This is a genomic window from Streptomyces sp. 2A115 (assembly GCF_052245575.1).
GTDB lineage: Bacteria > Actinomycetota > Actinomycetes > Streptomycetales > Streptomycetaceae > Streptomyces.
This window is the reverse complement of record NZ_JBQQCG010000049.1, coordinates 15020-37960: the sequence shown is the minus strand read 5'-3', so window position 1 is coordinate 37960 and position 22941 is coordinate 15020. Positions and strand designations below refer to the sequence as shown.

General features: G+C 68.6%; 18 protein-coding genes and 3 pseudogenes. 13 read left to right on the top strand and 8 right to left on the bottom strand.

Annotated elements, in window-relative coordinates; translation table 11 throughout:
- Window positions 1-38 precede the first annotated feature (38 nt).
- The gene (locus ACTWQR_RS34055; RefSeq protein WP_443231062.1) at window positions 39-1217 is read right to left on the bottom strand and encodes a phytanoyl-CoA dioxygenase family protein; all 1179 of its coding nucleotides are present in this window, start codon (window positions 1215-1217) and stop codon (window positions 39-41) included.
- Window positions 1218-1365: 148 nt separating this feature from the next.
- Here ACTWQR_RS34055 and ACTWQR_RS34050 point away from each other — a divergent pair, with 148 nt between their 5' ends.
- Window positions 1366-2463, top strand: coding sequence for a LacI family DNA-binding transcriptional regulator (locus ACTWQR_RS34050; RefSeq protein ID WP_443231061.1), 1098 nt, complete (start codon window positions 1366-1368; stop codon window positions 2461-2463).
- On the opposite strand, the gene ACTWQR_RS34045 is transcribed toward ACTWQR_RS34050, so the two are convergent.
- On the bottom strand, window positions 2435-2872 hold the full coding sequence (locus ACTWQR_RS34045) for a DUF4442 domain-containing protein (RefSeq protein ID WP_443231104.1): 438 nt from the start codon (window positions 2870-2872) through the stop codon (window positions 2435-2437). The two genes, ACTWQR_RS34050 and ACTWQR_RS34045, sit on opposite strands and share 29 nt — an antisense overlap.
- Window positions 2873-2934: 62 nt before the next feature.
- On the opposite strand from ACTWQR_RS34045, the gene ACTWQR_RS34040 reads away from it, so the two are divergent.
- The 4 genes and pseudogenes from ACTWQR_RS34040 (at window position 2935) to ACTWQR_RS34025 (ending at window position 6165) form a co-directional block, all read left to right on the top strand.
- The gene (locus tag ACTWQR_RS34040; protein WP_443231060.1) at window positions 2935-3093 is read left to right on the top strand and encodes a hypothetical protein; all 159 of its coding nucleotides are present in this window, start codon (window positions 2935-2937) and stop codon (window positions 3091-3093) included.
- Window positions 3094-3187: 94 nt separating this feature from the next.
- The gene (locus ACTWQR_RS34035) at window positions 3188-4225 is read left to right on the top strand and encodes a hypothetical protein (RefSeq protein WP_443231059.1); all 1038 of its coding nucleotides are present in this window, start codon (window positions 3188-3190) and stop codon (window positions 4223-4225) included.
- A gap of 136 nt (window positions 4226-4361) precedes the next feature.
- Window positions 4362-5378, top strand: a pseudogene (locus ACTWQR_RS34030) (MFS transporter); the annotation flags it as partial.
- A gap of 142 nt (window positions 5379-5520) precedes the next feature.
- The gene (locus ACTWQR_RS34025; protein ID WP_443231058.1) at window positions 5521-6165 is read left to right on the top strand and encodes a toll/interleukin-1 receptor domain-containing protein; all 645 of its coding nucleotides are present in this window, start codon (window positions 5521-5523) and stop codon (window positions 6163-6165) included.
- Between the two features lie 48 nt (window positions 6166-6213).
- On the opposite strand, the gene ACTWQR_RS34020 is transcribed toward ACTWQR_RS34025, so the two are convergent.
- The gene (locus ACTWQR_RS34020; RefSeq protein ID WP_443231057.1) at window positions 6214-7566 is read right to left on the bottom strand and encodes a tetratricopeptide repeat protein; all 1353 of its coding nucleotides are present in this window, start codon (window positions 7564-7566) and stop codon (window positions 6214-6216) included.
- 171 nt (window positions 7567-7737) lie between these two features.
- Here ACTWQR_RS34020 and ACTWQR_RS34015 point away from each other — a divergent pair, with 171 nt between their 5' ends.
- Window positions 7738-8301 (top strand): ATP-binding protein, encoded by a 564-nt coding sequence (locus ACTWQR_RS34015; RefSeq protein ID WP_443231056.1) that lies wholly within the window; start codon window positions 7738-7740, stop codon window positions 8299-8301.
- A gap of 322 nt (window positions 8302-8623) precedes the next feature.
- Entirely contained in the window at window positions 8624-8920 is a 297-nt protein-coding gene (locus tag ACTWQR_RS34010) for a hypothetical protein (RefSeq protein ID WP_443231055.1), read from the top strand.
- Window positions 8921-9327: 407 nt separating this feature from the next.
- Here ACTWQR_RS34010 and ACTWQR_RS34005 read toward each other — a convergent pair whose 3' ends face one another.
- Window positions 9328-10107 carry a GntR family transcriptional regulator gene (locus ACTWQR_RS34005; RefSeq protein WP_443231054.1) on the bottom strand — a complete coding sequence of 260 codons (780 nt, stop codon included), beginning with the start codon at window positions 10105-10107 and terminating at the stop codon, window positions 9328-9330.
- A gap of 163 nt (window positions 10108-10270) precedes the next feature.
- On the opposite strand from ACTWQR_RS34005, the gene ACTWQR_RS34000 reads away from it, so the two are divergent.
- From ACTWQR_RS34000 to ACTWQR_RS33985, 4 genes and pseudogenes are all read left to right on the top strand, one after another.
- Window positions 10271-10612, top strand: a complete 342-nt coding sequence (locus ACTWQR_RS34000; protein WP_443231053.1) for an SCO3933 family regulatory protein — start codon at window positions 10271-10273, stop codon at window positions 10610-10612.
- Window positions 10612-11916 carry an FtsK/SpoIIIE domain-containing protein gene (locus ACTWQR_RS33995; protein WP_443231052.1) on the top strand — a complete coding sequence of 435 codons (1305 nt, stop codon included), beginning with the start codon at window positions 10612-10614 and terminating at the stop codon, window positions 11914-11916. Before ACTWQR_RS34000 ends, ACTWQR_RS33995 begins: the two co-directional genes overlap by 1 nt.
- On the top strand, window positions 11913-12110 hold the full coding sequence (locus ACTWQR_RS33990; RefSeq protein ID WP_143638908.1) for a hypothetical protein: 198 nt from the start codon (window positions 11913-11915) through the stop codon (window positions 12108-12110). The genes ACTWQR_RS33995 and ACTWQR_RS33990 overlap by 4 nt, the downstream gene beginning before the upstream one ends.
- Window positions 12111-12404: 294 nt before the next feature.
- Window positions 12405-13788 (top strand): annotated as a pseudogene (locus tag ACTWQR_RS33985) (replication initiator).
- Window positions 13789-13960: 172 nt separating this feature from the next.
- Here ACTWQR_RS33985 and ACTWQR_RS33980 read toward each other — a convergent pair.
- Window positions 13961-15592: a recombinase family protein gene (locus tag ACTWQR_RS33980; protein WP_443231051.1), complete on the bottom strand. Its 1632-nt coding sequence runs from the start codon at window positions 15590-15592 to the stop codon at window positions 13961-13963.
- Window positions 15593-16183: 591 nt separating this feature from the next.
- On the opposite strand from ACTWQR_RS33980, the gene fxsT reads away from it, so the two are divergent.
- Together fxsT and ACTWQR_RS33970 are read left to right on the top strand one after the other, a co-directional pair.
- Entirely contained in the window at window positions 16184-19132 is a 2949-nt protein-coding gene (gene fxsT / locus ACTWQR_RS33975; RefSeq protein WP_443231050.1) for an FxSxx-COOH system tetratricopeptide repeat protein, read from the top strand.
- A gap of 265 nt (window positions 19133-19397) precedes the next feature.
- Window positions 19398-19673 (top strand): annotated as a pseudogene (locus ACTWQR_RS33970) (MFS transporter); the annotation flags it as partial.
- A 33-nt stretch (window positions 19674-19706) separates the two neighbouring features.
- On the opposite strand, the gene ACTWQR_RS33965 reads toward ACTWQR_RS33970, so the two are convergent.
- The 3 genes from ACTWQR_RS33965 to ACTWQR_RS33955 form a co-directional block, all read right to left on the bottom strand.
- On the bottom strand, window positions 19707-20552 hold the full coding sequence (locus tag ACTWQR_RS33965) for a spermidine synthase (protein WP_443231049.1): 846 nt from the start codon (window positions 20550-20552) through the stop codon (window positions 19707-19709).
- Window positions 20553-20663: 111 nt separating this feature from the next.
- A complete protein-coding gene (gene tuf, locus ACTWQR_RS33960) occupies window positions 20664-21833 on the bottom strand; it encodes an elongation factor Tu (RefSeq protein WP_443231048.1) in 1170 nt (389 codons plus the stop codon).
- A gap of 345 nt (window positions 21834-22178) precedes the next feature.
- Entirely contained in the window at window positions 22179-22913 is a 735-nt protein-coding gene (locus tag ACTWQR_RS33955; protein ID WP_443231047.1) for a DNA alkylation repair protein, read from the bottom strand.
- Between the last annotated feature and the right edge of the window lie 28 nt (window positions 22914-22941).

Here is a 22941-nt window from a genome sequence, read left to right as displayed (position 1 = left end):
GTCTCTCTCACCTCGAGAAGTCCCACCAGCGTGGAGCCTCAGCTCTCGCGGCGCTCGGCGCCGGCCCGCAGCGCGTCCCGCAGCCGCTCGGGGATCCACTCCTCGCCGAGGGCGCGGTGGACGGTGTCCGCCTGGGACGGCGGGGCCAGTCCGTCGACCGGCGGGTCGGAGTCGAGGTTGGTCGGGAAGGGGTAGCCCTCGGCGCAGGCCGCGACGACCGTGTCCAGCCACTCCTGGCTCGCGCCCTCGGCCTTCCGCTTCAGCAGCACCGGGTAGACGGCGTTCGCCACGGCCTCGCGGTCGACGGTCTCCATGGCCCGGCCGAAGGCGGAGGAGATCTGGAGCAGGTTGGCCATGCGCCGGATGTCCGCCGACCGGTTGTGTCCGGCGGCGTGGAAGAGGGCCGGGTTGAAGAAGACCGCGTCGCCCTCGGCCAGCGGCAGCTGTACGTGGTGGGTCTCGAAGTAGTCGCGGAACTCCGGCAGCCGCCAGGCCAGGTAGCCGGGCTCGTACTTCTGCGAGTGCGGCAGGTACATCGTCGGGCCGGACTCGACGGGCATGTCGCGGTGCGCGACCGCGCCCTGGAGCGTCAGCACCGGTGAGAGGCGGTGGACGTGCGCGGGGTACGCGGCGGCGGTCTCGGCGCTCAGGAAACCCAGGTGGTAGTCGCGGTGCGCGGTCTGCGCGGCGCCGCCCGGATTGACGACGTTGATCTGCGAGGTGACCTGGTAGCCGGGGCCGAGCCAGGCGCCGGCGGCCAGGGCGATCATGTCGTTGGCGTAGTAGTCGGCGAACGCCTCCGCGTCGAGCAGGGCCATCTTCTCCAGCGCGTTCCAGACCCGGTCGTTCGCGCCCGGCTTGGCGAAGTGGTCACCCGCGGTCGCGCCCGACGCGCGCTGCTCGGCGATCAGGGCGTCGAAGGCCTCGGTGGCCCGGGCGACGACCTCCCGGTCGGGGAAGGCGCCCTGGAACACCACGATGCCGGGTCCCTCGTCGAGCGCGCGCACCAGCTCGGCCCGCACCTCCCGGCGTCCTTCGAGCGTGCCGACCGCCGCGCGCAGGCGCTCGCTGTCGTACAGCGGGACGTTCCGCTCCACGGCGGCGGCGTACGGGTAGTCGGCCGGATCGGTGGCCTGCTCGACCAGCTCGCGGAAACCGTCGAGGTCGCAGTCGTCCACGGACAGCCACGTACGGCGTGCGGAAACGGTACGGGACATCGTCGTCCTTTCGAGGATCGCGGCGGCCTTGCGGAAACGGCGGCGGCTTCGCGGGAATCACGGCGACGCGCGCTGATGTCATTCTTGTTACGTCGCACCCCTCAAGCAATCGTCAGCGAGCCATCAAAAACCCCTCAAGGAGCCGGTGATGGGCCACCCGTACGCGATCAGGGAGATCGCCCGCCAGGCGGGGTTGAGCGAGGCGACGGTGGACCGGGTCCTGAACGGCCGGGGCGGAGTACGGGAGAGCACCGCCCGGTCCGTGCACCAGGCCATCGCCGATCTGGACCGGCAGCGGACGCAGGTCCGGCTCACCGGCCGCACCTTCATGACCGACATCGTCATGCAGACACCGGAACGGTTCTCCACCGCGGTACGCACCGCGCTGGAGGCCGAGCTGCCGTCCCTGCACCCGGCCGTCATGCGCTGCCGTTTCCACTTCCGGGAGACCGGCACACCGGACGACCTGATCTCGACGCTGGACCGTATCGCCCGGCGCGGCTCCCAGGGCGTGATCCTCAAGGCTCCGGACGTACCCGAGGTCACCGCGGCCGTCGGCCGGCTGGTGACCGCCGGCATCCCGGTGGTGACGCTGGTGACCGATCTACCGGCCAGCGGACGGCTCGCCTATGTCGGCATCGACAACCGTGCGGCGGGCGCCACCGCCGCGTATCTGATGGGCCAGTGGCTGGGTGACGGCCCTGGGCACGTCCTCACCACCATCAGCCGCGGCTTCTTCCGCGGGGAGGAGGAGCGCGAGATGGGCTTCCGGGCCACGATGCGTACGCTGCGTCCGGCACGGCACCTGGTCGAGGTCACCGACAGCGACGGCCTGGACGCCACCCAGTACGACCTGGTGCTGGCCGCGCTCCGGCAGGACCCCGACATCAGGGCCGTCTACTCGATCGGCGGCGGCAACATCGCCACGCTCGAGGCCTTCGACGCCGTGAACCGGCCCTGCTCCGTGTTCGTCGCCCACGACCTGGACCACGACAACGCCCGCCTGCTGCGTGCGGGGCGGCTGTCCGCCGTACTCCACCACGACCTGCGCCATGACATGCGCGGCGCCTGCCAGGTCATCATGCGGGCCCACGACGCCCTGCCCGCCGACACGACCGACTCCCTGCCCTCCGCCATCCAGGTCGTCACGCCGTACAACATGCCGCCGGAGGCGACGCTGCCGACGGCACCGGCGGACAGCCGCTCCTACCCGGACCTCAGCCGTTCGGCCGCAGCGTCCACGTGACGGTCATCTCCCCGGTCACGGCACCGTCCTCGCGCTGAATGGCGACGACCACCGGGAACTCCGGGCGCTCGCCCGCGTCGAGTTCGGCCACGACGTCGGCGACGGGACGGCCGAGCGTCGCGGTGGCGGTCACGGGCCCTCTGGCAAGCTTCTTGAACGCGATCTCGGCGGTCACGGGCAGCGGCACGGCCCGCGCGAGCTGGTCCCCGAAAGCGGCGAGAACGACAGCCCCGCTCGCCGACTCCCCCAGCGTGAACATCGCTCCGGCGTGCGGCCCGCCGACGTGATTGTGGTACTCGCTCTGGTCGGGCAGGGCGAGGACGGCCTTCTCCGGCGTGGTCTCGAGGTACTCGAGTTTCAGGGTCCGGACCATCGGCACGGTGGCGGCGAGCATCTCGCCGATCGACAGCTGATCTGCGTTCATGGCCGTGACGTTACCCGCGAGTAGCCACCCATGACCACAAGCGGAGGATGATCGTCGTATCGATACCGCGCATGTGGCCGGCGGAGCAGCCGCCAGGGGGCGCGATCTCCTGGTCGTTCGTGGGTGCCGAGGGCGTCGGCGAGGAGGTCCCGGACGCGACGGTCGAGAAGATCCTCAGTACCGTACGTCTCCATACGTCTCCATAAGGACCCAAACAGCCCATCGGACGCCTGAGCCGGTACACCCCTGACGAAGGGCAGTGACCCAACCGTGTCCCGGGCGGCACTAGGGTTACTGCCCATGTGGCCAGGAAACCAGCCGCCCGGGGGCGAGCAGAACCCGCAGGACCAGAACCAGAACCCGTACCAGCAGCCGGGGTACCAGCAGCCGAATCCGTATCAGCAACCCGGATATCAGCAGCCGGGATTCCCGCAGCAGAACCCGTACACGCAGCCGGGACAGCCGGCCTGGAGCGCGCCCGGTGCGCCCCAGCCCCCGCAGGGCGACGGCGGGAACGGCAACGGCAACAAGACGAAGCTCGTCGCGATCGTGGCGGCAACTGCCGTGGTCCTCGCGGCCGGTGTCACGGGCTTCCTGGTCCTGGGCGGCGACAAGGACGACGAGGCGGGCGGCGACAAGAAAAAGGTGAAGCAGTCGCCGCCGTCCAACGGGTCCCCGGCCCCGAGCGTCTCTCCGTCCACCAGCGGCGGCAATCCGCGCGGCACCGACGGCGAGAAGCCGACCATCGCGGGCTGGAAGGTGGTCGTCAATCCCCGCTTCGGCACGATGTTCGACGTGCCCGCCGAGTGGGAGATCGACAGCGCCGACACGAGCGTCGGCTTCGAGTGGGAGGAGAAGGGCAAGACGGACAGCTCCACCGTCACCGCCCCCGCCTACCTCAAGTCCAAGTGGTGCTCCACCGACAGCGACAAGGACGGCACCACGGAGGACACCGCTCTCGTCACCGCCGGAACGCGCGGCGAGAACGGCGCCAAGAACGCGAACGAGGCAGCCGAGACCCGCGTGCCGTGGTGGATCTTCGGCGGCTACACGCAGCCGGACAAGAAGAGCGTCAAGTTCGACAAGGCGAAGGCGTACACCACCACGTCGGGCCTCGAGGGAAGCATCGCCACCGCGTACTCGAGCAACACCCCGCAGAACGGAAAGTGCGAAAGCGAAGGAAAGGCCATCGCCTTCGCGTTCAAGAACGGCGCGGGCGACTTCGTCACGTGGAATCTGTTCGGCGCCAAGGGCGTGGGCGACGAAATCCCGGAGGCGACCGTCCAGAAGATCCTGAGCACCGTACGCCTTACCGAGACCGCGCCCACGGAGTCATAGAAGCCGTAGACGTCACAGATTCGAAGGAATCACGGCCTCACCGCGGAGGAGGCCGATTCCTGAGGGAACAAGCCCCCAACGGAACCGGCCGACAATTGGTTTGGCAAGCCGGCTTCGGGGCGGCGACAGTCGCCGAGTGGACCCCGCAGCCGACTCCTCCGCACGCCTGCGCCGCCCCGCCTGGGCGGGCCGCAACTACACCCTGCTGACCGCCGCCGCGGTCGTGACCAACCTGGGCAGCCAGGGTGCGTTGATCGCGGCGGCGTTCGCCGTACTGAACGAGGGCGGCGACGGCGGCGATGTGGGCCTGGTGGCGGCGGCCCGCACCTCCTTCCCCTTGGTGCTCTTCCTGCTGATCGGCGGCGCGGTCGCGGACCGGCTGCCGCGGCACCGTGTGATGGTCGCGGCCAACACCCTCAACTGCCTCTCGCAGGCTGCCTTCGCGGCCCTCGTCATCGCCGGCGAACCGCGGCTCTGGCAGATGATGCTCCTCACGGCGCTCGGCGGCACCGGCCAGGCGTTCTTCAACCCGGCGGCCGAGGGCATGCTGCTCTCCTCCGTCAGCGGCGAACAGGCCGGCCGCGCCTTCGCGTTGTTCCGGCTGGCGATGCACGGCGCGGGCCTGGGCGGCGCCGCGCTCGGCGGCGCGATGGTCGCTGTCGTCAGGCCCGGCTGGGTACTCGCCGTGGACGCCGCGGCGTTCGCGGTCGCGGGCGCCCTGCGGGCCTTCCTCGACGTCAGCCACATCGCACCCCGCGAACCGGGCAGCGGCATGCTCGCCGATCTCCGGGACGGCTGGCGGGAGGTCATCGGCCGGACCTGGCTGTGGTCGATCGTCGCGCAGTTCTCGATCGTGGTGGCCGTCGTCGGCGCCACCGAGGCGGTGTACGGGCCCCTCGTCGCCCGGGACAGCCTGGGCGGCGCCGGCCCGTGGGGACTGGCCCTCGCCGCGGGCACCGAAGGCGGCGCCCTGCTGATGATGCGCTGGAAGCCACGCCGACTGCTCCTCGCCGGCACCCTCTGCGTCTTCCCGCTGGCCCTGCCGTCGATCGCGCTCGCGGTCCCGGCACCGGTGGGCATCCTGTGCGCGGTGATGTTCGTGACCGGCGCCGCGATCGAGGTGTTCGGTGTGTCCTGGATGACCGCGCAACACCTCGGCAAGCGTTACCTCTTTCGTTTCCGCGCTCCGACACTGTCAGACCCATGAACTAGCGTGGCTTGGTGCAGCCTCATCAAGAGGCACGCGCTTCAGCACTTTCGGAGGACCAGTGGTCAAGAGGGTCAGTGCGAGTTCCATGCGACAACAACTCAGGAGTGCTCAGCGCAAGGCAGAGCAGGACGCCAAGAGGGCGCAGCGCAAGTTTGAGAACCAGGTTGAGAAGGTGGTGTCGGATCACAACCGCAAGGCCGAACGACACAACCGTCAGCAACTCGCCAAGCTCAAGCAGAGCCGCAGTTCGTCAGTCTCGTTCACCGTAGAAGAGCGGCACCTCGTCGAGCGAGTACAGGGTGCTATTGCTGAGCAGGACGAGCGCGAGATCGATGTCTTCCTCAGCTACGCGCGGAGCGACGGAGCCGACGTAGCTGAGGAGCTGCGTAGCGGGCTTGCAGCCCTTGACGTCGAGGTCTGGTTCGATGACGTCGCCATTCGAGCCGGACAGAGCCTCGCACGCGAGATGGACAACGGCATCACCCGTGCGCGTGCCGGTGTAACGCTGCTTACCGAAGCGTACTTGAGTCGACGTTTCTGGACCGAGCGTGAACTCGGGGCCCTACTACACAAGGACACGGTGATCCCCGTGCTTCACGGCGTGAGCTTCGGGGATGTCGGGAAGTTCAGTAGTTTCCTCAAGGACCGTAAGGGCTTTAGTACGGAGTATGACTCCGTAGAAGAAATCGCTCAGAAGATCGCCGAGGCCGTGCTGCTCGTCGAGGAATGAGACTGAAGATTGTCTCTCTCAGTGGAAATGGATGGCGAGCGGTCGGGTTCAGAACGGAAGCTCTGGTGTGGCCGTACCCCGTGTGATGGTCAAGATCCGTTCGTGGAAGTCGCGAGAGGCGGTCTCGCGTGGGTAGCGGGACCGCAGTTCCCTGTCCAGCTCGTTGGCGACTAAAAGCAGCGAGGGAAGCGACTTCCGGTCGGCGTCAAGCGCCGTGGTGCCCATGCCGATGGCCTCTGCTATGTCGCCGGTGCGAGCTGCGGCGACTCCGAGCGTGAGGCGTGCCTCTGCGGCGCGCATGGGGGAGATCTCGGTCCCGTCGGGGCCAGTGCTGATCTGGATCACCGAGCGAGCGTGGTTGGCGGCGCGTTCGTCGTCTCCGAGTAGACGGTAGGCGTCCATCTCGTAGAAATCCCACTTGTCCGGGTCGATGATGAAGTGATGTTCCGGGTGGTCCGGGCGGGGCAATCGATCCAACCTCGCGCGTCCGGCATCCAGGGAATCGCGGACCAGGCGGGCATCTCCCATTCGCGCGGCGGCGCGTGCTTTGTGCGCGTAGAGCTGCACGCCGACGGAATGCGTCTGATCGGCTACGTGCCCGGCTTCAACGGCATCGAGCATGTCTTGCCAGCGACTCTGAGTGAGGGCGAACCATGCTTCGATCTCCCACGCCCAAGCCATGATCTCGCCGTGTCCGGCCTCGTTGCCGATCCGGAGCGCTGCGGCCTTGCTGAGGTTGGCGGCTTCGCGCTGCCCTCGGTCGTACTGAACGCATGCGTTCAGGAGGAACAACCATCCAGCGTCAACGAGGAGTTCCCGGTGCTGACGCAGGGTCATCCGGCCCTCAAGCTGCTTGGTGACGTACTGCAAGCCGTTCCGGGTGCGCTCGTGCAGGTAGTCGGCATCGGCGTACGGGTAGGCGCGGGCCAACTGGTCAATGCCTTGTTCGATCGACTCCAGGGCAGCGCTGTTGATGGTGGACAGCTCGGTTCGCCGTAGTAGTTCGGCGACGTCCCACAGTCCCGCACCGCCCTGTGTGAGCAAGGTGCTCGGGTCCTCCGGCACGGAGATTCGCGCTCCTCGCGCCAGCTCCCATGGACGTGGGGCTAGGCCAGCGAGGTGACCGGGGATGCGTAGGCCGTCAACCACCTCAAGAATCTTGCGGTGCTGTGTGATCCGGGGGCGGACGCCCTTGCCGTCGGTCTCCGGCCGAGCCATCTTGCCGATGTGCTCGCGCTTGTAGCCGACGGCCTCGGCGATCTTGGCATAGCTGACTTTGCCGTGCAGCCTGGCGAGTCTGAAGACCTCGCCGAAATCGTGGTTGGCGATCGCGGAGCGCACGTCTGCGCGTTCCAGCACGTGCGGCGGCAAAGCGGCCGGTGTCGGAGCAGCTTCGGTCATTTCACTTCCCCATTGTGACTGACCTGATCTTCCTACTGTGTCCGTCTCGCGAGTGTACCCATGAGGGGGGTCCCCAAGAGGGGGGAGCGACAGCCGGTACGTGGGGTGCACTCTCGGTGCACCCTGCCGAGAGGGCCTCGGCAGACGTGATCAGAGACGGTGGATCGTGTCATGGACGCGAAGAAAGAGCGGCATGAGCATGTGGTGCAGGAGTTAGACGCGTTCGCTCACTGGTTTGCAGTGCCGGACCCCTCTTCCGCTGGGCACTTCCTGACGCTGACGCTCTTCGCCGAGTGCCGCGACACGGCGCGTGTAGCGCGCGACATGACGGCCGTGTTCCTCTGCCGCGCGGGTGCGAACGAGATCGTGGATGACGCCCAGCTGATCGTGTCGGAACTGGTGGGGAACGTCGTGAACCACGCGGTTCCGGATCGCTGTCTGGCGCAACCCGGTGGCTCTCGGCGTATCGATGTGACGTTCAAGATGTGGCCGGAGTGGCTGTTCATCGGTGTCACGGACGAGGACCCGGCGCCTCCGCTGCTCCCTCAGGGCGAGACGTTCTCCCCAGAGTTGGCGGGAGAACTGTCCGAGGCGATCTTGCCCGACAGCGGCCGGGGGCTGCTCATCGTTCAGCGGCTGGCAGCGGCCGCTTGGTGGACGCCGGAAGACAAGGGCGGCAAGACCGTGTGGTGCCGCCTCGACCTCGACAGCGGAGCCGAGCACAAACCGATCTGATGATCTCCGGGCCGTCGCCCGCCTGTTACTCCCCGAGAAAGGGAGTGGGTGACGGTTCGGGGCCGGTGCCTCACATCTCCGGCCAAGAGGCGCGGTCTCCTGGACCTGATCCGCCGGGTTCCCCACCCGGCTCAGGGGGCCGCGCTTCACAACCTCATACCGAGACCGGACCACCCCCGCGCCTGGCAGCTACCGGGGTGGTCCGGCAGGGGAGCCAACGGCCCCCAGTGCCTGATGGTACTGGGGCCGTTGCTCTGCGTTTCTGCCCTGGGCCAAAGAAAGTTGACGATCCGTTACCTAGATCAGGGCAGAGGTGGACAAGGTGACCGGCGCAGGTGAGGACTGGCTGAGTGACGGGCTCGACGTCGCGGGCGCGGACTCCGGACTGTGGGTGCCCGGTGTCGACTACGTGGCGGGTTGGCGCGGTGCGCGGGAGGCTGCCGACCGGTTGAACCGGGGGTTCCTGGGTGCCGGGTTCGAGCTGTCGGAGGTGCGGGCGGTCGCCTCGACGAACGAAGAGGGGCGCGGGGTCGTACGGGTCGCGGGCTGGCCGGACGCCGTGGACCGGCTTGCCGGGCTTCTGGAGGCGCTGGCCGGTGGCGACGGCGGTGCGGCATGAGGTGTGTCTTCGCTGGTGAGCGCAGCAGATGGGCACGTCGCCGGCCGCAGAGACTTTGGGCGGTAGCTGCCATGGGGCGAGTGACCAGGGGGCCTTACGCTCGCCAGCGGATCGGGCAGTCCTTGGAGCTGCCCGCAATAGCCCGATCGGCCCCCTGGTCTTCGAGGCTCGCCCCATGGGAGCTGCCTAAAGTCTCGGAGGCCGTCGACCCCCAGCCACGCTGGCCCCGGCCCGGCTCGGCGGGTCGATGCCTCTCGGCCTCTGGCGTGCTGCGGTGCGGGCAGTCGGGCGACCGGACGGGACCGGCGGCCACGCCGCACGCCCGGCCGGGGCGGCCGGGCTGCCCGGCGCGCCGCAGGCGCGCCCTTGAGGAAGTGAAGCGGGTTTCGACCGATTGCCGTCGGCCCTCAGGCGCGGGCGCGCCGCGCGGGCTGCTTGTCGGCGGTGATCCGGTAGGCGAGTTCGGCACGGTCCGCTCCGACGCGGAACTCTTCCAGCATCAGGGGACGGTCGTCGGTGCCATGCGTGACACGGGCCAGGTGCAGGATCGGCGTTGCGTCCGGGAGTTGGAGCGTGGTCCGCTCGTCGGGCATCGGCATGCGGGCGCGGACCGTCTCGGACCACCACAGCTTGTGCCCGGCCTGCGTCAGGATCGCGTACGCGGCAACGGGAGGCGGGCCCGGCGCCTCACCGAGGAGCGGGACGTCTGCGGCAACCGCGAGCGGGGTCACCGTGCGGAGCATGGCGCGCGTACCGCTGGCGGGGTCGGTGAGCAGACGGTCGCAGACGAAGAGATCTTCCTCCGTGCCGAGTCCGAGCAGGGGACCGTTGGCCTTGGTGGAGTGGGCGCGGTAGGGGGTGGGCTCTTCGGCCTCGTCCCAGACGGAACCATCCGGCAGCGCGAACTGACCGTCACGGGTGTGGCCGATGCGACGCCCGATGGTGACAGCGGGCTGGCCGTCGGAGCGTACGAAGCTGCCCTTGCCGTGCCGCACCTCGATCAGGCCTTCCGCGCGCAGAGCGGCGACAGCGTTGCGGACCGTCGGGCGGGACACCTTGTAGCGCTCGATGAGCTGCGCCTCGGAGGGCAGCGGGGCGCCCGGCTCGAACTCGCCAGACAGGATCGCTTCCCGGATCGCGGCGGCAACCTGCTGGTAGAGCGCTCCGGGGCGTTGGATCTCCGTCATCTGGCCACCTTCGGATCGAAGTCATAGTCACGTCGCACGCGCGACATCACTCGTCAGCATAAGTACTTGCGCCTTCGCCGTACAGAACTACATAGTCATAACTCGTAAGGACAAGTGACGTCTGAATATGTCGGGCGTCCCGACTGGCCAAGGAGGCCAAGCAATGCAGTCCATTCCCGTGGACACGGCGCGACTGGGCGTACTGCGGTGCGCCATCGCGCCCGAAGCAAAGATCAGCAACCCCGAGACACAGGAGGTGAAGAAGGACCGCGACGGCAACACGATCTACACGGTGGCCGTCACGGTGCGGCAGGACCGGCGGCGAATCTCCGTGATCGAGATCGCCGTGAGCGGTGAACCCAAGGGCATCGAGGAAGGACAGATCCTCAAGGTCACCGGACTGATGGCGTTCGCCTGGGCGATGGGCGACCGGCACGGAATCAGCTTCCGCGCCGATGCAATCACGCCCGTGCACGGCACGGCCTTAAAGGCCGGTGGTGCGTGATGAACGGTGCGATCGCGCTCGCCTTCGGGCTCGCCGTGCTGGCGTGGGTGCTCGTCGTCGGTGACCTGCTGCGGCGGCATCGTCCGGCCTGGCACTGGTACCTCACCGGATATCCGCTCACCACCTGCCGGGTGCTGTTCACCTGGCGCAAGGTTGCCATGCTCAACGACCTCTCCGTCTCCCGCCGTCCGGCCCGCGGGCTCCTGGGCGACCTGGTGGTCAAGGGCGATCCGCTGCGGCCGGTGGCTCCCCGGATCTCCTTCCCGCGCGCTACCCGTATGGGCCTGACGGCGGTCGTGCGGCTGCACGCGGGCCAGACCCCGGCGACGTACCTGAAGGCGGCTGAGGCGTTCGTGCACGCGTGGAAGGTTCACGCGGTGCGGGTCACGTCGCCGGAACGCGGTCTTGTACTCCTGACTGCGACGGCCAGTGATCCGCTTCAGCGGCCCGGCCTGGCCACGGCTCCCACCGCGTTGCTGTCCGCGCTCATCGGCGCGCTGGAGAGCGGCGGCGCCTGGGTGATGGATCTCCGTTTGGTGCCGCACTGGCTCATCGCGGGCGCCACCCGGTCCGGCAAGTCCACCCTGTTGGCCCGGCTCATCACCCAGCTTGCCCCGCAACCCGTCGCCCTGATCGGCATCGACTGCAAGGGCGGCATGGAACTCGGCCTGTTCGCGGGACGGTTGAGCGCGCTGGCGACGTGTCGACGCGAGGCGGTGGCGATACTCACCGCGCTCGTCGTCGACATGCAGGACCGCATGCACGCGTGCCGGTCGGCGGGCGTCCGCTCCATCTGGGAGCTCCCCGACACGCTGCGGCCCGTGCCCGTCGTCGTGATCGTCGACGAGATCGCGGAGCTGTACCTGTCTGATGGCAGACGCGAGAGCAAGGCAGAGGCGGAGCAGTGCTCCACGTTGCTGCTGCGGCTGGCCCAGCTCGGTGCCGCGCTCGGCCTGCACCTGGTCGTCGCTGGGCAACGCGTCGGCTCAGACCTCGGCCCCGGTGTCACCGCGTTGCGGGCTCAACTCGGTGGCCGGATCTGCCATCGCGTCAACGACCCCGGCACGGCCGAGATGACCTTGGGCGACCTCAACAAGGACGCGGTGACCGTCGCTCAGTCGATCACGGCGGCGGAACGGGGCGTGGCGGTGTGCACCGGGCCGGACGGCGGCTGGAGCCGGGCCCGCTCCCACCTGACACCGACAGAAGAGGCCATAGCGATCGCCCAACGGAACTCCGGCATCACCCCGGAACTGTCCGCCGTACGCCGCGCCCTGGCGGCCCTGGAAGGAGACGACAAGTGATCAGCGAAGGAACGGCGTTCACGTTCGCGGTGATCTTCGGGATCATCACCGTCCTCCTCGTCCGCTCCCGCGATGTGCGCGCCTGGGAAGCGGTCTGCGTCGGCCTCTTCGGCGTCTACCTCGGCCAGACCCCCGTGATCTTCACCGTCCACGGGCTCGTCACCTGGGTCATCAGCGGCTTCTCCCACACCTGAGCAGAAAGGACGTACGCCATGCCCATGCCTCGCGTGAGATGCCCCGTCTGCAAGGGCGACGGAGCCCGCAGGACCTGGACCGGACGGCTTCGCCGCTGCCGCGTCTGCCGGGGCGCCGGAACCATCCGCTGAACCCACAACACACCCGATCAAGCAAGGAGTGATCCACATGCCCAACAGCGCGCCACCCACCATCACCCGTGCCGCTGCGGCGGCCCACCCTGGAAGGTCACCACCATTCCCCCGGAATTCACTCCGGCTGACAGGCGCGCCGCCCTCGACCGCGCGGCGCGCCTGCGTCAGCTTCCCGAAGCAGACCGTGACGCAATACGCATCGCTCAAGATCCCCAGTTCACCAGCTGGCTGGAGCAGATCACCGCTACGGGCGGTTGCTCCCATCCCGTCCACCTGTCCGGCTCGACCGCCACCCTCGACGCAACGACCGGCGAGATCCTCCGCCGCTACGACACCCGTGACCAACCCGGCGAACGCCTCCTCGTCCGCTGCCGCAACCGACGCGCGACCGTCTGCGCTCCGTGCTCCCGCCTCCCACGCAGGCGACACATTCCACCTCGTCCGCGCTGGGCTCCTCGGCGGTAAGAACGTCCCCGGCACAGTCCGACAACGTCCCCGGCTCTTTGTCACCCTGACTGCCCCGTCCTTCGGCGCGGTCCACCGTGCCGGGGACCGGTGCCGCCCTCGTCGGGATGGCTGGAGGTGCGAACACGATCGACCCCTCGCCTGTGGCACGATCCATGACGCGAACGCTCCGCTAGTCGGCCAACCTCTCTGCACCGACTGCTACGACTACCCGGCCCACGCCCTCTGGCACGCGCACGCGGGCAAGCTGTGGGATCGCTTCGTCATCGGCGTCCGTCGCCAACTCGCCTCGTCGGCAAGCGTCGTACAGTCCCGCTTCTCGGATCATGCCCGGCTGTCCTTCGCCCGTGTCGCCGAATACCAGAAGCGCGGGGCCGTCCACGTGCACGCCATCGTGCGCCTGGACGGCCCGGCCGGACCGACCGACGAACCCCCGGAATGGGGCTCGGCCGACCGCCTGACCGACGCCGTACGCGCTGCCGTGGGTCGGGTCTCGGTCCGCTCTCCGTACAGTCCCGCCGTCGGTGAACTCACCTTCCGCTGGGGCGCTCAGGTCGACGTGCGTTCTCTGCGCGCTGACGGGAACGGGCCGGATGACGACGCCGTGGCCGCGTACGTCGCGAAGTACGTCACCAAGGGAGCCAGCGAGACAGGCGCCGGCACCGACCACAGGGTCATTACCTGCGCGGACATCGAGGCGGCATCGGTCTCCAACCACGTCCGGATCCTCATGCGGACATGTTGGCGTCTCGGCGGTCTCCCCGAGTTTGCGCCCCTGCGCCTGCGCGCCTGGGCCCACGCCCTCGGCTACCGAGGCCACATCCTGACCAAGTCCCGCGCCTACTCGACCACGTACGCGGCCCTACGCACCGACCGTGCCGAACACTTCGGCATCGGTCACGACACCGGACCTGGCACGGTCACCGATGCGCACTGGCGCTACGTCGGTTCCGGTCACACCCCGGGTGCCGCCCTTCTCGCTGCCGGGGTCGCTGAAGACCTTGCAGCCAACCGTGAGACCGCGCGTGAAGAGCTGGCCGTCGAGAGGAGACGGTCTGGTGCCGCCGCGTCCGAGTGACAGAGAAGAGGATCAGGACATGGCCTGGGCGCGGGCACATGCGCGCAAGGCTCCCCGCTGGTCGGATGCTCAATGGCGCAGGATGAACGCTGCCCTGGGCGTCGACGTCTCAACACACGACGGAGCCCGTCACCATCGCCGTACGAAGTGACGGGCGCCCGTTCTCCTGGTGCTACTTCTCGCAGTACACGGGAACCATCCGGTCCCTCAAGAGCACTCGGCGCCCACTCCCTACGGGAAGAACAACGAGAGCCGTTAGCGTTCGCGCGACGTACGACCGGCGCTCGGCAAGGGTGATCCCGTCCCTGCTCCACTCCTCGGCCATGTCCACGGGTTCGCCCTGGCCCGCGAGTGTCTGGCGCTGCCAAGCGTTTCGCTCCTTCTTCAGACGCTGCTCGTCGGCCTCGTACTCGGCAAGATCGGAGTAGTAGCGCTCAGCGCTGATCTTGCGTGCCCTGCGAGCGTCCTTGAGATCAGCAATGTCCTCGCGGACGATCTCCAGTTCAGTCGTCTTCGGCCACTCTTGCGGTGCCTTGACCGACTGCCGTTCGGTGGCCTCTTCCTCGTACTTCGTGATCACGATCTTCCTGATCAGCTCGTCGGTTTCCGGACCGCCGATCTTGACCCCGCCACACCCCCTGCCCGTGGTCTTCGCCGGGCAGACGTAGTAGAAGTATCCTTCCGGCTTGCCCCGGCTCGGTGCGGCCTTCATCGCACGCAACAGCGATCCGCAGTCATCCTTGCCGCAGCGAAGAATGCCGCTGGCCAGATAGACGCGGGCGTTGTGGCCTCCTCCGCGCATCGGACCGTCACCGATGATCTCGTTGACGGCCTCCCACTCTGAGACCTTCAGGATTGCCGTCCACTGTCCCGTGACCGGTTTTCCCTCGTCGTCGTGAGCGATCGTCATGTGCCTGCTCTCTCGGCCCGTTTCCGGGTCGAACTCGCTCACGACATGCGATCGGTATCCGCATAGGCGCGGGTTGCGCATCATGTCCCTGAGACCGATCCATGTCCACGGGTTGCCCTTGGATGTGGTGATCCCCTTGCGGTTCCAGTCGGCGACGATCGCGTGCCAGTCGGCCCCCAAGATGAGGCGCTTGACCGCATCACGGATGCACTCGGCCTCGGTCGGGTTCAGTGTGCGCTTGTCGGCCTGCCATCCGAACGGGCGGGTCCCTCCCACGGGTATGCCCCGGTCCCGTCGTGCCTTGTGGTTGCGGCGTACGCGGCGGGCGGTGTCGGCGGACTGCTTGTTGGCCATGGCGACGACCACGCGGGCCATGGCGCGGCCGTTGTCGGTCAACAGGTCCAGGGTGCCCGTGATGTCGATGATCGGCCGGTGGTAGTGCTCCACGGTCTCTATCGCGTCTTCGAGGTGCCGAGGGTCGCGGGTCAGACGGTCGATGTCGTAGACGATCAATCCGTCGATGGGCTCGCCGTTCGGTGCCGTGCCTCGCTTGAGGTCTTCCAACGCCCCTTCGAACACGGGCCGTACGACGCGGTAGCCGGTGCTGCCATCGGGGAGGCGTACACGCCTGCGCTTCCACGCAGAGGTGTCCGGCTCCATGTAGGTGTGGACGTAGCGGCCTCCGCGGTTCTCGACGAACCGTCGGCCGTCCCTCTCCTGCTCCTCCGTGCTCTTGATGTCCCTGCCCGTCATGAACCGGGGCACGGACCGGTCTAACGTGTCGTCAGAAGACAGCTCGCCCTCAGCCTCTTCGGTCGACAGGCGGGCCAGTCCAGCCCAGCTCTGCCCTTCCAGGTCTCCCCAGTGCGCTCGCTGTACCAAGTCATCGGCCATACAAAGAGGTTACGTTTGACGGGGTGCTGTGCCAACGCCCAGCACACGCCCACGCGTCTCGAACGCAGTGAGCGCCGGATGCTGCCAAGATCGCTCAGGAGATTCACCAATCGGGTGCATCAGGTCGCGAGCCTTGGCGTCCCCACCCACAGGCCCGTTCCACGCAGCCCAGCCGAGCGGCCTGGGCCGACGTGTGGCCGCGACTTTCGGTGCCTCGGATTGGGCGCAACGAGGTGGTCCTGCGTGTCGTGGTGGGAGTATGGGCGTCTGTTCCAGCGTGAGGGGGCGTCAGATGAGTGCGACAGGGCGTTGGTTGGTGGTCGTTGCCGGGGCGTTGATGGTGTTCGGGCTGTGCGTCTGGTTGGGTGATGTGCTGCTGCCGTGGGATCAGGCGACGCGGATCGGGACCGGTGCCGGAGCCGGCGCTGTGATTGCGGGAGTCGTGGGGGCGTGGGCGTCTTCACTGATCGGGTCCTCGGCTCCGTCAACGAGTCCGGCTGCGAGCGGGCCGACGGCGTCGGGTGAGCGCGCGGTAGTCACGCAGGACAATTCCGGGATCATCGTGACCGGGGACAACGGCACCGTTCAGCGATGACCAAGGCGCAGATACCGCCCGCGTCGGGAGGCCGCTCCGCTGCTGCGGGCCAGAGTTCTGGGGTGATTGCCACCGGGGATCAGGCCCGGATCGAGCAGCGGACCTTGGTCGTGCCTCCCGGTGCGTTGCAGGCGGCCGTGTCAGAAGAGGCGGTTGCGCGGCTGAATAACCTGCCCGCACCTGATAGTCGTGTGTTCAAGGGCCGCGACGACGCACTCGCCACCCTGCAAGCCCTGCCGTCAACGGGAACGGGCATCGTGGCGCAGAGCGTGCGCGGCATGGGCGGGGTCGGCAAGAGCACCTTGGTCCTACACCACGCCCACGCCTATCTGGCGGCTGGGCAAGGGCCAGTGTGGTGGATCGAGGCATCGACGCCTACCTCAGTCATAGCCGAACTCACGTCTTTGGCAACGACCCTCAACCCGGTTCATGCCGGGCTGCCACTGGACGAGGCGGCCGCATGGGCCGTGACATGGCTGCAGGGCCGCACCGGATGGCTACTGATTTTCGACAACGCCGAGGAACCCGCCGACTTGCGTCCCTACCTCGGCCGTTTGAGTACCGGTCAAGTCCTGGTCACCACACGCCGAGACCTTCTCTGGCATGACCTCGGTACCCCCCTACGCCTGGACACCCTCACTCCTGAGACGTCCCTGGCTGTCCTCCAGGAGATCACCGGACGTCACAGCGAAGGCGACGCCGGCATCCTGGCCGACCTGGCCGAGGAACTTGGGCACCTGCCGCTGGCCCTGCAGCAGGCTGGCGCCTACCTTGCGCAGACCCGCACCGGCGCTGCCACCTACCTCAGGCAGCTGCGTGCCGATCCTGCTGGTGTGTTGGCCGCCACCACTCCCGGTGACCCTCAGCAGCGCACCATTGCCCAACTGTGGAGCGTCACCCTCAACGCCGTGCACACTGCCGATCCCCACGCGGTTGAGCTACTGCGGGTCCTGGCCTACTGCGCGCCCGACCCGCTACCCCGCCACGTGCTTGGCAGCGCCTTCCCCTCGGCTCAGGTTGTTGATCACGCTCTGGGCGTCCTTGCCGCCTACAGCATGATCACCCTCACCGACACCACCGTCACCGTCCACCGCCTCGTACAGGCCGTTCTACGCACCACCACCCCAGCGCCCGTTCCACCATCACAGCCCAGAAGCATCCGGCGGCGGCTGCGCCGATCTCGGACCATCGCCCCACTACATCCCAGCGAATCCGCCCTGAACCTGCTGCATGCCGCCATCCCTTCAGGTAGCCCCGACGACGTGCAAGCCTGGCCGGAATGGCAAATGCTGCTGCCACACATGCAAGCCGTAAGTAGGCACCACGACGGCACAGGAAAGGTCTCGGAACTTGCTGCCTTGCTCGGCCAGGGAGCGTTCTACCTCTCGGCCCGAGGCCAGGCAGTTCAAGCCCTACCGCTGGCGGAGCGGGCGTTGCAGGTTACCGAGGCCGCCCTCGGGCCCAACCACCCCGACACCGCCCTCCGCCTGGGCAACCTGGCCAGGACGTTCAGTGCTCTGGGGCGTCACGGCGAGGCGTTGCCGCTGGAGGAGCGGGCGTTGCAGATCGCCGAAACCACTCTCGGCCCCGACCACCCCGACACCGCCCTCCGCCTGAACAATCTGGCATCCACGTTCAGCGATCTGGGGCGTCACGCCGAGGCTCTGCAGCTGGAGGAGCGGGCGTTGCAGGTTACCGAGGCCGCCCTCGGCCCCGACCATCCCACCACCGCCCTCCGCCTGGGCAACCTGGCATCCACGTTCAGCGATCTGGGGCGTCACGCCGAGGCGTTGCCGCTGGCGGAGCGGGCGTTGCAGGTTACCGAGGCCGCCCTCGGCCCCGACCACCCCGACACCGCCCTCCGCCTGGGCAACCTGGCCAGGACGTTCAGCGATCTGGGGCGTCACGGCGAGGCGTTGCCGCTGGCGGAGCGGGCGTTGCAGATCGCCGAAACCACTCTCGGCCCCGACCACCCCGACACCGCCCTCCGTCTGAACAATCTGGCCAGGACGTTCAGCGATCTGGGGCGTCACGCCGAGGCGTTGCCGCTAGCGGAGCGGGCGTTGCTGATCGCCGAAACCACTCTCGGCCCCGACCATCCCACCACCGCCCTCCGCCTGGGCAACGTGGCATCCACGTTCAGCGCTCTGGGGCGTCATGTCGAGGCGTTGCCGCTGGAGGAGCGGGCGTTGCAGATCGCCGAAACCACTCTCGGCCCCGACCATCCCACCACCGCCCTCCGCCTGAACAATCTGGCATCCACGTTCAGCGATCTGGGGCGTCATGTCGAGGCGTTGCCGCTGGAGGAGCGGGCGTTGCAGGTTACCGAGGCCGCCCTCGGCGCCGACCATCCCACCACCGCCCTCCGCCTGGGCAACCTGGCCAGGACGTTCAGCGATCTGGGGCGTCACGCCGAGGCGTTGCCGCTGGAGGAGCGGGCGTTGCAGGTTACCGAGGCCGCCCTCGGCCCCGACCACCCCGACACCGCCCTCCGCCTGGGCAACCTGGCATCCACGTTCAGCGCTCTGGGGCGTCACGGCGAGGCGTTGCCGCTGGAGGAGCGGGCGTTGCAGGTTACCGAGGCCGCCCTCGGCCCCGACCACCCCGACACCGCCCTCCGCCTGGGCAACCTGGCATCCACGTTCAGCGCTCTGGGGCGTCATGTCGAGGCGTTGCCGCTGGAGGAGCGGGCGTTGCAGGTTACCGAGGCCGCCCTCGGCCCCGACCATCCCACCACCGCCCTCCGCCTGGGCAACCTGGCCAGGACGTTCAGCGATCTGGGGCGTCACGCCGAGGCGTTGCCGCTGGAGGAGCGGGCGTTGCAGATCGCCGAAACCACTCTCGGCCCCGACCACCCCACCACCGCCCTCCGCCTGGGCAACCTGGCCGAACTCCGTCAGCTACTGACAGAGCTGACGAACGGCGGATCCGAATCGCCGTCGTAGTCGTGTCAGCACACTGCCTCGTGTGACACCCGCCGTGCAGTCACCCCAACTCGAGACGCCCCATGCGGAGTAAGAGCGAGTCAAAAGGAACGCGAGTCGCCACTGCCCCAGCTGCGCACCATCAGACGGGTGGACCAGCGAGCGACTGCCGCAATAGACAAGGGTGGCGGTATTTGGCGAGCTCAGGGTCGGGGGCAAATGAGCCCGCGCGTAAGCGCGACGGGCAGGAGACAGAAGCAGAAGGTTACATTCATCGAGTTGTTGCGCGCTGCACCAGGAGATCCCCGAGGACAAACTCTCCCGCGTCTCGGCGTACGACTGGTTCGGTTCGATCGCCATGCTCCCGCTCGCCATGGCACTGGCGGGCCCGGCGGAGGACGCCTTCGGGCGTACGGCGTCCCTGTGGGGCTGCGCCGTCCTCGTCGTCGTGGTGACGGCGGCCGTCCTGTGCGTTCCGGACGTACGGGATCTGACGCGGCGTACGAGGGAAGTGGCGCAGGGTGTGCCGTCGAAGAGCGAGTCGGCGCGCTCCGAGAGCTGATCCGTCAGCCGATTCCCAGCCGGCCGATTCGATTCAGCCGATGCTGAACGCCCCGTCCGGCGGTTCCGGCGAGGGCACCGCGTTCTCGTCCCTTACGGGCTCGGCGTCCCCCATGAAGATCCGCAGCGTGTCCCCGTGCTCGACCCGGGCGGGGAAGGCGTCGGAGGCCGTGCGGCGGGCGAGGGTGGCCATGTCGACGGGGCGGTGGGCGGCGACGAGGACAGCGTTGCCGAAGCGGCGGCCGCGCAGCACGCCCGGCTCGGCGATCAGCGCCAGCTCCTCGAACGCCACGGCGAACGTGGCGAGTTGGGAGCGCAAGAAGGCGAAGGGCGTGGCGTCGGCGAGGTTCGCGAGATAGACGCCGTCGGCACGCAGGACCCGCTCGGCCTCGCGGGCGTACGCCACCGAGGTCAGGTGCGCCGGGACACGCGAGCCGCCGAAGACGTCGGCGATCAGGATGTCGACGGAGCTGGAGGGGGCGGATTCGAGCCAGGCGCGGGCGTCCGCTCCGTGCAGCGTGATCCCCGCGTCGTCGGGTACGGGCAGATGCTCGACGACGAGGTCCAGCAGGCCGCTGTCGGCCTCGATGACGTCCTGCCTGGACCCCGGCCGGGTAGCGGCGAGATACCGGGGCAGGGTGAGTGCGCCGCCGCCGAGGTGCAGCACGTCCAGCGCGCGCCCCGGCTCCACGACGGTGTCCAGGACATGCCCGAGCCGTCGCGCGTACTCGAACTCCAGGTGCGTCGGCTCGTCGAGATCGACGTACGACTGCGGTGCCCCGTCGACCGTCAGCAGCCAGGCCCGCTTCCGGTCGACGTCCGGCATCAGTTTGGCGGTCCCGTGATCCACGGCTCGCGTCACGGGTATCGGCTCGTCCACGGGTCCATTGTTCCTGCTTCGGCGGCCGATCGGGTGCCCGCCGGCCGAGTGGGTGCCCGCCTCCGGTCCGGGAGGCGGGCACCCATTTGGTTCAGCCGAGTCCGGCCGAGTTCAGCCGACCGACGTCACCGTCCCCGCGCCGACCGTCCGCCCGCCCTCGCGGATCGCGAAGCCGAGCCCCGGCTCGACCGGCACCTCGCGCCCGAGCTCGACCGTCATGGTGACGGTGTCGCCGGGCCGCGCGACCGCCCGCTCGCCGAGGTCGACGTCGCCGACCACGTCCGCGGTGCGGATGTAGAACTGCGGCCGGTAGCCGGTGGACACCGGCGTCGTACGACCGCCCTCGCGCGCCGACAGGACGTACACCCGCGCCGAGAAGCGACGACTGGGTACGACGCTGCCGGGCGCCGCGACGATGTGTCCGCGCCGCACCGCGTCACGCGGGACGCCGCGCAGGAGCAACGCCACGTTGTCGCCGGCCTGCGCCTCCGCCATGGGCTTGCCGAAGGTCTCCAGGCCGGTGACCACCGTGTCGACGGCGGCGCCGAGCACCTCGACCCGGTCGCCCACGCGAATCGTTCCGCGCTCCACCGCGCCCGTGACGACCGTCCCGCGGCCGGTGATGGTGAGCACGTTCTCGACGGGCAGCAGGAACGGCGCGTCGAGATACCGCTCGGGCATCGGCACGTACGTGTCCACGGCGTCCAGCAGCGCGTCGATCGCCGCCGTCCAACGCGGGTCGCCCTCAAGGGCCTTGAGCCCGGAGACCCGTACGACCGGTACGGAGTCGCCGCCGTAGCCGTGCGCGGAGAGCAGTTCGCGGACCTCCAGCTCGACGAGGTCGGTGAGCTCCTCGTCACCCGCGTCGGCCTTGTTGAGGGCCACGACGATGTGGTTGACGCCCACCTGGCGGGCGAGCAGCACGTGTTCGGCCGTCTGCGGCATGATCCCGTCGAGCGCGGACACGACGAGGATCGCCCCGTCGAGCTGGGCCGCGCCCGTGACCATGTTCTTCACGTAGTCGGCGTGACCCGGCATGTCCACGTGCGCGTAGTGCCGGGTGTCGGTCTCGTACTCGACGTGCGCGATGTTGATGGTGATGCCGCGCGCGGCCTCCTCCGGCGCCCGGTCGATCCGGTCGAACGGTACGAACGTGCCGGAGCCGCGCTCGGCGAGGACCTTGGTGATGGCGGCGGTCAGTGTGGTCTTGCCGTGGTCGACATGGCCCATGGTGCCGATGTTCAGATGCGGTTTGGTGCGCACGTAAGCCGTTTTGGACATGGCTGTACCTCGAAGTCTCTTCAGTGTCAGTCGAATGTGTCAGTCGAACTGAGTGACGGCCCCGGCGTCGGTCGGCCGGGACGGGGACCCCAAGGACTTTCCGACCCTCCCCCTGCGGGGTCCGCCGGACGATCCGGGAAGGGTCAGCTTCGGGCGCCGTCTCCGGCGGCCACGGTGATCAGGACGGCAGCCTTCGGGGCATCCGCGAGGGCGGATGCTGTGAGAAGGAAGGCATACCGGAACATGAGGCGATCATCGCTGACACTTCCGCCCACGTCGAATGGTTTTCAGCGAGCGGGAGTTGGCGTTTCCGCAGGTGCGCCCGCTTGCGCGTCCGCTGGGGCGTCAGGGGCCGATGTTCTTGAGCGCCTCACGCACGGAGAGTGGCGAGAGCCGCTCCCGCTCGCGGGCCACGAAGTCTCGTACCGCTTCCGGATCCGTCTTCGCGTACTCGCGCAGACACCAGCCGATCGCCTTCCGGATGAAGAAGTCGGGATGTCCCGACTGGCGGACGCAGTACGCGAACAGACGTTCCGTGTCGGTCGACTTCTTGTAGAAGAGCTGGTGGAGCAGGGCCGTACGGGCGACCCACAGGTCGTCGTCCTCGATCCACGCGTCCATGTCGGCCCGCAGCTTCGGGTCGGCGGCCACCAGGTCTCCCACTACGTGGGAGGCGAGTGCGTCGACGGTGTCCCACCAAGGGACCGTGGAGACGAGATGGCGCGCCACGGGCAGGAAGCCGGACGAGAGACACCTCACATGACGGCGCAGATAGTCGACGGCGAAGTACTGGTACTCGCGCTCGGGCAGCCGCCAGCAGCGCAGTGCCACCGCCGTGCAGTCGGCCTCGTCGGGGCGCGGCGTTCCCGCCAGGACGGCGCGGGAGAGCGCGCGGCGATCAGGCGTGGTCAGGCCCAGGAAAGGGGCGATGTTCTTCAGGTACGCGCGCGTCGACGCGGCCCGTTCCGGATCGGCCGACGGGGCGTACGTGGCGGTGAGCCGCTCCAGCAGCGTGTCCGCGAGGGCACTGCGCGGCACCTCCAGACCGCCACCTGACGTTCCGAAAGCTGTGAGGCCCATAAGACGAACCATACGGCGATCACACACA